11 protein-coding genes and 3 tRNA genes are annotated in these 8,368 nt (G+C 35.1%); 3 read left to right on the forward strand and 11 right to left on the reverse strand.

The features are described 5' to 3' along the window. Window positions 1-471 precede the first annotated feature (471 nt). The 7 genes from Cyrtocomes_RS04135 to Cyrtocomes_RS04165 form a co-directional block, all read right to left on the reverse strand. Window positions 472-1,164, reverse strand: coding sequence for a queuosine precursor transporter (locus Cyrtocomes_RS04135; protein ID WP_410519704.1), 693 nt, complete (start codon window positions 1,162-1,164; stop codon window positions 472-474). After that, a complete protein-coding gene (locus Cyrtocomes_RS04140) occupies window positions 1,157-1,501 on the reverse strand; it encodes a 4a-hydroxytetrahydrobiopterin dehydratase (RefSeq protein ID WP_322497940.1) in 345 nt (114 codons plus the stop codon). Before Cyrtocomes_RS04140 ends, Cyrtocomes_RS04135 begins: the two co-directional genes overlap by 8 nt. Before the next feature lie 97 nt (window positions 1,502-1,598). Then, on the reverse strand, window positions 1,599-2,363 hold the full coding sequence (gene phhA / locus Cyrtocomes_RS04145; protein ID WP_322497941.1) for a phenylalanine 4-monooxygenase: 765 nt from the start codon (window positions 2,361-2,363) through the stop codon (window positions 1,599-1,601). A gap of 612 nt (window positions 2,364-2,975) precedes the next feature. Next, entirely contained in the window at window positions 2,976-3,449 is a 474-nt protein-coding gene (locus Cyrtocomes_RS04150; RefSeq protein ID WP_322497942.1) for a TspO/MBR family protein, read from the reverse strand. A 3-nt stretch (window positions 3,450-3,452) separates the two neighbouring features. Next, on the reverse strand, window positions 3,453-3,932 hold the full coding sequence (locus tag Cyrtocomes_RS04155) for an MBL fold metallo-hydrolase (protein WP_322497943.1): 480 nt from the start codon (window positions 3,930-3,932) through the stop codon (window positions 3,453-3,455). 19 nt (window positions 3,933-3,951) lie between these two features. Then, window positions 3,952-4,098: a hypothetical protein gene (locus Cyrtocomes_RS04160; protein WP_322497944.1), complete on the reverse strand. Its 147-nt coding sequence runs from the start codon at window positions 4,096-4,098 to the stop codon at window positions 3,952-3,954. 3 nt (window positions 4,099-4,101) lie between these two features. After that, a complete protein-coding gene (locus Cyrtocomes_RS04165) occupies window positions 4,102-4,425 on the reverse strand; it encodes a protein kinase family protein (RefSeq protein ID WP_322497945.1) in 324 nt (107 codons plus the stop codon). Between the two features lie 275 nt (window positions 4,426-4,700). Here Cyrtocomes_RS04165 and Cyrtocomes_RS04170 point away from each other — a divergent pair, with 275 nt between their 5' ends. Further along, the gene (locus Cyrtocomes_RS04170) at window positions 4,701-4,841 is read left to right on the forward strand and encodes a hypothetical protein (RefSeq protein WP_322497946.1); all 141 of its coding nucleotides are present in this window, start codon (window positions 4,701-4,703) and stop codon (window positions 4,839-4,841) included. Between the two features lie 127 nt (window positions 4,842-4,968). Here the strand turns inward: Cyrtocomes_RS04170 and Cyrtocomes_RS04175 are convergent, their stop codons facing one another. The 4 genes from Cyrtocomes_RS04175 to Cyrtocomes_RS04190 form a co-directional block, all read right to left on the reverse strand. Next, window positions 4,969-5,406, reverse strand: a complete 438-nt coding sequence (locus Cyrtocomes_RS04175; protein WP_322497947.1) for a GNAT family N-acetyltransferase — start codon at window positions 5,404-5,406, stop codon at window positions 4,969-4,971. Next, window positions 5,407-6,075, reverse strand: coding sequence for a GNAT family N-acetyltransferase (locus Cyrtocomes_RS04180; protein ID WP_322497948.1), 669 nt, complete (start codon window positions 6,073-6,075; stop codon window positions 5,407-5,409). It abuts the gene before it with no gap. After that, entirely contained in the window at window positions 6,072-6,503 is a 432-nt protein-coding gene (locus tag Cyrtocomes_RS04185) for an NUDIX domain-containing protein (RefSeq protein ID WP_322497949.1), read from the reverse strand. The genes Cyrtocomes_RS04180 and Cyrtocomes_RS04185 overlap by 4 nt, the downstream gene beginning before the upstream one ends. Before the next feature lie 895 nt (window positions 6,504-7,398). Next, window positions 7,399-7,489: transfer RNA gene (locus Cyrtocomes_RS04190), tRNA-Ser, on the reverse strand. A 161-nt stretch (window positions 7,490-7,650) separates the two neighbouring features. Here Cyrtocomes_RS04190 and Cyrtocomes_RS04195 point away from each other — a divergent pair. Beyond that, a tRNA-Glu gene (locus tag Cyrtocomes_RS04195) sits at window positions 7,651-7,722 on the forward strand. A 14-nt stretch (window positions 7,723-7,736) separates the two neighbouring features. Continuing rightward, window positions 7,737-7,812 (forward strand) — tRNA-Phe (locus tag Cyrtocomes_RS04200). Window positions 7,813-8,368: the final 556 nt, after the last annotated feature.

Consider the following 8,368-nt stretch of genomic DNA (forward strand, 5'->3'; position numbering starts at 1 on the left):
GTAAAACTAAAAAATACAGCAAATCTGTTAAGATGATTGTTGCTAGTTTAACACTACTATTTTGGAAAAATTTTATTAATCTCAATTCCTATCTATAATCATTAGGTAATGCCAATAGTTTGTTCATAATATTACTCTTTTTACCCACAAACTTTTCTACTTTTTTCACAGCCTCTATCTTTGCAAATGGTAATGCCACCCTCATCACAATATATAAAAGAAATTCAGATCTTCTGCTTTGTATTTATCTCGCTTTTCTGCTACCAGGTAGGTATAGGATTTTTTATAGCTGTACTTTTTTAGCCCGCAGAGTTCATGTTAAAATGCGCACCAATTTCCAAATAAATTAGGATTAGAACTCACGCACAATACCTTAGCTTGTTATTCGTCCCTAGCTTATATGGCGATCAAAACAGAAGATGCTGGGATAACACGCCAGAATCTCAAACTCTTCTGCAAATGCAAGTTATGTTAAATAGGCGTAGTAAACTGTCTTGAGTTACTGGCTCTAACTTTATTAAAATTGGAGAAATATTTTATAAATGAAACGCTTATGTAAAACAAAGGTGTGCTACAAATAGTGAAAAATAATTTCCAACTATAGCTATTTACTATCAGTGTCCACATCTGCTCAACAGGAAAAATTCCAAATATCGTCATAAACCCAATTACAACAGTAGTATCAATCAATAATGAAATAGATGTACTACCATTATTTCTTAACCATAAATATTTGCCTTTAGTCAAACTGTGTATCAATAAATATAGCCGCACGTCTATAGCTTGAGAAGTATAGCAAGCTATTATAGACCCAGCAAATGCTACCCCGTAATAGCCAAATACATTATGAAATGTTTCATCATTTATTTTTGACCATTCTGTTGCTGGCAAATAATCCATAAAAGCTATTATTATAGCAACCAATATATTGATAACCATTGCGAATCTAATGCAAAATTGCGCCCTTTCTTTTCCATAAAACTCTGTAATTAAATCAGTAATAAGAAAAGTTAAAGGATATAACACCGCACCAACTGATAGCTCAAATTTATAAAAAGGAAGCTGTAAGCTGACGAATTTCTGATATATCAGATTTCCGAGCATTATTAGTGATACAAATAATATACAAAGACTTGTATAAATTTTTTCGCTATTACTATTCATTATGTATACCATCAATTTTTGCTGCCAATATGAAATCACTTTCAGTTAACCCATTAATCTTATGAGTCCATATTTCAACAATACATTGCCCATAAGATATGGCTAAATCAGGATGATGATCTTCTTGTTCGGCAATTTCCGCTATTTTATTAGCAAAATTCATTGCATCAATAAAATTGGGGAATTTATAACTTTTATAAATATGCCCCAATTCATTTACTAGCCATTCACTCTGTAATTCGCTTAAGAACCTAAAAATCTCATTTTTCTCAAGTGGCAAAATACCTCCATGGCATAGAATGCATTTTTTTTTACTTAATTCGCATGTTTTAGTCATAATAATTCTATATTTGTTCTTGATCATTAAGCACAATACCTTGTGCAATTTCTGGAAATAACATACAAGTTTTTCTAACCTCTTCCCAGCTGAGATTTTATAATACATCAAAGAGTTGTTGAAAACTTTCTATAACAAAGTATGTCTTTTGGAAAGAATCAATGTGGTATTGAGTCTTCATAGCCCTTAATGAATTAAATTTAATACGAGTTGGTACTTCAGAATCTAAGCAGTAGATCGATTCACCTTTTGAAGAAGTGATACCAGCTCCATAAATCCTTAACCCATTTGCAGATTGTACAAGACCAAATTCAACAGTAAACCAGTATAAAGTTGCAGCAAACTTCAGCATTCCTGCCTCAATTGCTTCAAGCCCTTTGCGCCCAAACAGTTCCATAAAGTCTGAAAATATAGGGTTCACTAACAATGGTATATGCCCGAAAACATCATGAAATATATCAGGCTCCTCTAGGTAATCAAGCTGACTTGGTTTGCGAATGAAGCAAGTAGACGGAAATTTACGTATTGATAAAAATTTAAAAAATAAATCTTCAGGAATAAACCCTTTAACCGGCACTATAGAAAAATTTGTTTCTTTCTTTAATATGTGATTTAGGGTAGAAAATTTTGGAATTTGATCATTGCAAATTTCTAATTTTTCTAAACCTTGGATTATATCTTCAGCAGCCCTTTGTTTTAATAACGATGACTGCCTTTCAAATAATATTTTCCAGGTATTATGATCCGTTTGAGTAAAATTTTCCCACTGTTCATGGGTCACCATAGGGTGATTGAATAATGTAAATGACATGATTTTTCTCCGATATATATATATATTGATAGGCGCTTCCAGATGAAGCAAGGAACGAATATTAAGACTTATGTTTAATATCGGTAATAAGAAATCGGAGAATAGTAAGAGTATGATATAACAGCAGAAAGAGCGGAAGAGGTTATGAAAAAGCTTACAGCTTCAACAAAAGCATGTGCAAAGGTGCTTAAAGCTGTTCTGATCATATTTTCGCTTGAGACAAACATTGCTAAAACCTAGTAACTGCGTAACGTACTCCTAAGAGTTGATAGTACAAACGAGACACTACAGCCTCTCAAAAATAGAGGTTGCGTATCACCATTGTATTATAGCGACTCATTGCCTGGATGTCAAGTGGGTGATTTTCTTAATCTTTATGGATAATCAGTTGATGAGTAGCTCGTTTAAGCCGCAGCAACTTGAGTAGCCACTTGATATAGCTCATGAGAGGTAGTCCAGTGTAAACAACCGATGAAAATGATATTTTGAAAAATAAGCGACAAAGATCATCCGGCTCAAGCTCTTCATCAAGATGCTTGCCTATGAAGTCAATGACTCGTTTTTTGTAGCTCATAATATCCAGTATTTCAGTTATAACCGTCTACATGGGTAAAAATACGACGTTTATGTTTTTTATGCTTGACCACCATTGCTAATCTTCATTCAGTTACACCACCATATGTAAAAATTTAAGTAGCTTGCAAATAGAATCCATAATAAATATGGAATCATCAGCAGCGATACAGCTCTCATTTTAGCTATCCAAATGAGAGTGACTACCAAAATATCCATAGCGCCCAACACTATAAAGGAAAGTCCAGTTAAGTGATAATGGAAGAACAATGGCGTCCAGCTCCAGTTTAAGATGAGCTGGGTTACATATAATTTTTTGATAACACTTATCTTGGTAAATAATGACTCTCGCCAAATGAGCCAACCGCAAGCTCCAATAATGCCGTATAAAATAGTCCACGCTATTGGAAATACATAATTTGGCGGTGTCAGGGTGGAGCGATTTAATGTGCTATACCAAGTGCTAATCTCTGGTTTTGTTAGAGAGCCTATGACCCCACCAATCGTGATCAGGCCTAGGGTCCAGATGATTAAAGAGAGGCGAGTTTTATTTCCTGCATTCATAACTCATACCTCAAATAAATATTGAGACCCAACACCATTTTCTAAAAAACAATGATCCAACTCTTCTTTGAATATTGATAAAGCGATATCCATAGTATAATAGCATGGAGCTATAAAATATATATTTTCATTTTTTAAACCTATGACAGCATTTTTAATTTTTGATTTTAAAGAGCGTAGTAGATGAAATCCTCCAAACAACGCATATATTTTCTCTTGCATAACAAAACGCATGATTTTAGTAATCTTAAGTATCACTGTATGACTAAATCCAGTTATGGCAACAATGCCTTTTGATGTTTTGATTCCCAGAGCCAGTTCATTGATCCGTAAATTCTTAGATAAAATTAAATGAAAAGTGTCGTTGATAGGACAATGACCTTTAACGCTATGTATGCCTTCACTATTTATAGGCAAGCTTTTTTCGAAATTATCATTCCAAGTTTTTGGCATATAAACAATTATATTTGGATTTTTCTCCAAAAGCCATAAAGCTCCGCCTTTATGATCCCAATGCTTGTGAGAAATAGTTCATTAATGCAGGATCGATATGTAATTTTTTTAGGTTATTTTCTAATATTACAGATTTAGCACCAGTATCGAATATTTCCATTTGGATGCTCAATAACATAAGAAAATCCCCAATCATCCTTCAGTTCAGATCGAGCACTATTATCGTCATACACAGTTGTAATTTTAACCATTTTACCTCATCAATAATTCGTTTCTGTAACAAAGCATCAGCACTATTCCTATCCGCTACCTGAAACAGTTCAAATGTTGTTTCCCACAATGCACTGGCACGAAGCCATGTATCAGAATCCATTTCAGAAATAAAAATCTCACGAACTTTGCCAGATAAATACGTCCAGACAATTACAAAATCGCAGGCAGAATCTCCAACTGCAGCACCGCCAAAGTCAATGACTGCTGATAGTTTATCCATGAGTATATATGCTAATCGCAAAGTCTCCATGAATCCATATTGGCGCCTTATTCCATCTCGTCGTACAAGCCTGATCCCACAAAGCTAATGCTGAATCTATAATCTCAGTCAGCTCTGCAATTTGAGCCCCTTTGTCGTTTTTGCTCTATGATTTTATTCCCCCATTGAACAACAAAAGATAATCCACACGCTGATCCTTCAGCACCGAAGGAATCGATGTGTAACCAAAATGGCTTATAAAGTCTGCTATTAGAAACGCAAGATAAGGCAACAGCAGATCAGCACTATCGAAGCTATCTGTTTTTATGCAGCTTAAACTTAAAAAACACGATGAAAATGATATAGCACCACAGGGTTTGCAATCGGCATCAGAGAACTCTAATGTTGATCCGCTAAAAGCCTTAGTGAAAGCGCATTTTCAGGCATTTCTGTTTAGCGATATTTAATAATTCTTGTGACCCATCAATGCCGGTAGCAGAGAAAATTTTCTCAATAACACAATTGGCCAAGGCATTGATTTTATCGTTTCTGCTTCTTCGATTGTAGCAGGAGAGAATTCATATAGTGTATTATTCATAACTTCTTCCTCATCTTTAAATGAGGGATAGTGTCTTCATCAAAATAATTGCCTTCTGCCTCATATCCATTTTTTAGATAAAAATTCACAGCTGAATCTCTCGCATGACAATAAATGGTTTTAAAACCATTTTTTTTAGCGCGATCTTCACAAAAGACCATCATTTTTGATCCAATGCCTGTATTCACTAAATCTTCTTTGACAACAACGCGTTGCATTTTACAATACCGTCCCTCTGGAACCAGCACAGCTGTTGCAATAATTTCCGTGCCATTTAATCCGACAATTTGGATATGAGATTTTTCTGCTAATAGTTCTTCTTCAGAAAAGCTCAAACCAAATGGAGCGCGCAGTATACATTCTCTTAATGAGACAGCACTTTTGTATTCTGCTGTATCATATTCAATAATTTTAAATGCAATGTCCAAATTCATTTACAATACCTTTTTCATATAGTATCGCTTATGGCCTTTAGGGCAGTCGTCTAAAACACCAAACACCTCATAGCCATGTTTGATGTAAAAGCCTTTCGCTTGAAAATCAAAGGTATCAAGATGGATTAGCCTGATGTTCATCGATTTTGCTTGTTCCTCGATAGTTTGCAGCAAAATACTACCTAACCCTTGTTTTCTTTTATCTTCATCTATAAAAAACATGCTTATAAAGAGACATTCCTCTAAATAAAAACACCCCCTGATTCCTGCAATAATATCTCCAGTTTTGTTCTTGATAATATAATTCTTTTTAATCTTCATATCGCCTACAAAAGACAATTGTTCTATATTGAATTTATCAAGTTTGTCTTCTAGGATTTCTACTTCATCTGAAGTTGTTTCGAAAAGTTTATAGTCGGATTGTAAGGCATCAGTATGGATTTCCTTTGATGATTCATTTTCTACAAACTCAAACCTTTTTTGGTTTTTGCCGTTAACATCAATATCTTCCAGGAACATTTTAAGAGGACGCATCCATATCCCAAAATCACCGTAAAGCGCTTTATAAATCACCATATCTTCAAGGGTTTCAGAATGACGAGCCGTACCTGTTACCTCATATAAATGACCTTTGTAATGACGGTATGTTCCTTTTTGGATAGTACTCATGGAGCCCACCTAATATATTGTACAGATTTTTTCAGCCATTCAGGTGCATTGTGTGCATGATTTATTTCTTCGTCTGTTAGCCAATAATATTCAGGAACCTCACGGGCCGAAGCATTAATTGTCAAATCGGTCTTTTCAATTTTACAGTGGAATATTGTATCAATCACATGCGTCCCAATACTATCAACAAAATAGTTGCTGATGATATATTTTAGGTCATCTTTTAAGTCTAATCCCACCTCTTCTAGGATTTCTCTCTTTGCAGCAAGCCTTAAAATATCCCACTCATTTTGTTCATCTATTTCTTCAACCTTTCCTCCAGGGAAAGATAGCAAACCTCCTGCATGCTTACCTTCAGGCCTTTTGATAATCAAAAACTTTTCATCGTGCTCTATGGCTACTTCTACTACATTTAAATAAAGTTTCATTTTTTTTTGTTTAAATTTTCAAAAGCAAAAACAATACCTTTTTCTTTTAATCTAGATACTCTAAGATGCATAGGATCGTCAATATTTCCAAATTTTCCTGTACTCATTACTGTAAGCGCTATGCTTGGGATTTTTCGTGCATAAAATCCAAGAATAATCTCCTTAATTTCTTTTTCAACAAATTCTTCGCTAGCTCTAAGGTAATATAGTGAATGGATATGAACTACACAATCTTTCCCATATTTTTGTTCATACTATTTGAAAATCGCTCGCCTAACTGCCCTCGCTTTTGGCCTTCCAATTAAATCGCTAGGAGCGGAAATAACGTTGTCGACGTCAAACACGACTAGCATGTCTTGCATTTTTGACCGCCTCAGATATCTCTTTGATATAAGAAATGCTCAGTCCGGAATCAGCATAGCTATTCTGTAATACAATTAAGCATAAACAAATAAGAACGATGAATCTCTTTATCATATAATCTAATCATCACTGAAATTTTTTCACATATGCAAGGCGCATAACATATTTCTTTTTAGAAGGATAGTGAAAACTGCTTTCCATCCCTTAATATACCTCATTTTCTCCGTTTCGAATCTCTATCACTACTCCGTTTTTCGTTCTCTAAAAAATGCATGAGCAAAAAACATCAATACTCTGAAACCTAGGTAAATAGAGGGTTTGAGGACATGCGTACCTTCGGCCTGAGTGTTCGCATGTATCGGAGATGGAGAGGTCAAAAATGGAGATTTTGGGGGTAAAACGGCAAAATTTGAGAAAGTGAAGTACGCGTCTGGTGCTAGACGGAAGCTCTGAAAAGCTCATGAATACTGGGGTTTCTGGCTTGCTTCGCTATGCTCGCAATGGCTGTAAGAAAAGTTCTCTGTAAAAAATCTGGCGGATGGAGTGGGATTCGAACCCACGGTACGCTATGAACGTACGCCGGTTTTCAAGACCGGTACCTTCAACCGCTCGGTCATCCATCCGTTGTGACTTCTAGCAGACTAAGATTATATTTTCAAGTCTATTGGAAACGGTATAAAATTTATTTATCTCTTTTCAAGACATTGGTAGATAAGCCTTGATTATATTCCTATGTCTGCTATAAGTTGACGGCGACTCGGACTTATTTCCGTTTTCATATAGGGGCCTCTTCGTCTAGTGGTTAGGACTCCACCCTTTCACGGTGGCAACACGGGTTCGAATCCCGTAGAGGTCGCTTCTCCTCCAAGTGCCCAGGTAGCTCAGTAGGTAGAGCAAAGGACTGAAAATCCTTGTGTCATCGGTTCGATCCCGGTTCTGGGCACCATTATTCGATCACAACAATCAAACTAATACAACAAAGTACTGTCCTGTGTTCAGTAGCAAAACAGCATGTTATTCTTGTGAAGTATAGCAATTTATTTTTAGAATTTTCCTATATAGCGATTGAAGCTGAATTAGCATAGGCGATATTATTCTATCTACCTCAAATAAAACATTAGGGTTCTAAAACACTCTAATGGTTAGCATGGATAAAAAGGCTTAAGACGTTTTTATAATAAGTGGTAAAATTTTTGATGCCATATCTCAATCTAAACCTATATCAACTATAGTTCTTTAAGCTAAATTAGCATAACAAGGCTAATAAGCTGTGATGCAAGAAGTATTATACCATCTCAAATAAAACGGCTATATCTACATGAATTGCAAAACATTGGTTATTGCTGTAAAAATGTATACAGTATTAAAAGTTCCTAGTAATTTGCAGTGTGTTGCTTAGCACATTTTTTTCTAATGGCAATTAGAAACCCATGAATTTAAATTCATACATATTATTCCATTTATTGAAATTTTGATGCGAGAAGCTGCTCAATCTGTAAATC

This window comes from Candidatus Cyrtobacter comes (genome assembly GCF_034470605.1).
GTDB lineage: Bacteria > Pseudomonadota > Alphaproteobacteria > Rickettsiales > Midichloriaceae > Cyrtobacter > Cyrtobacter comes.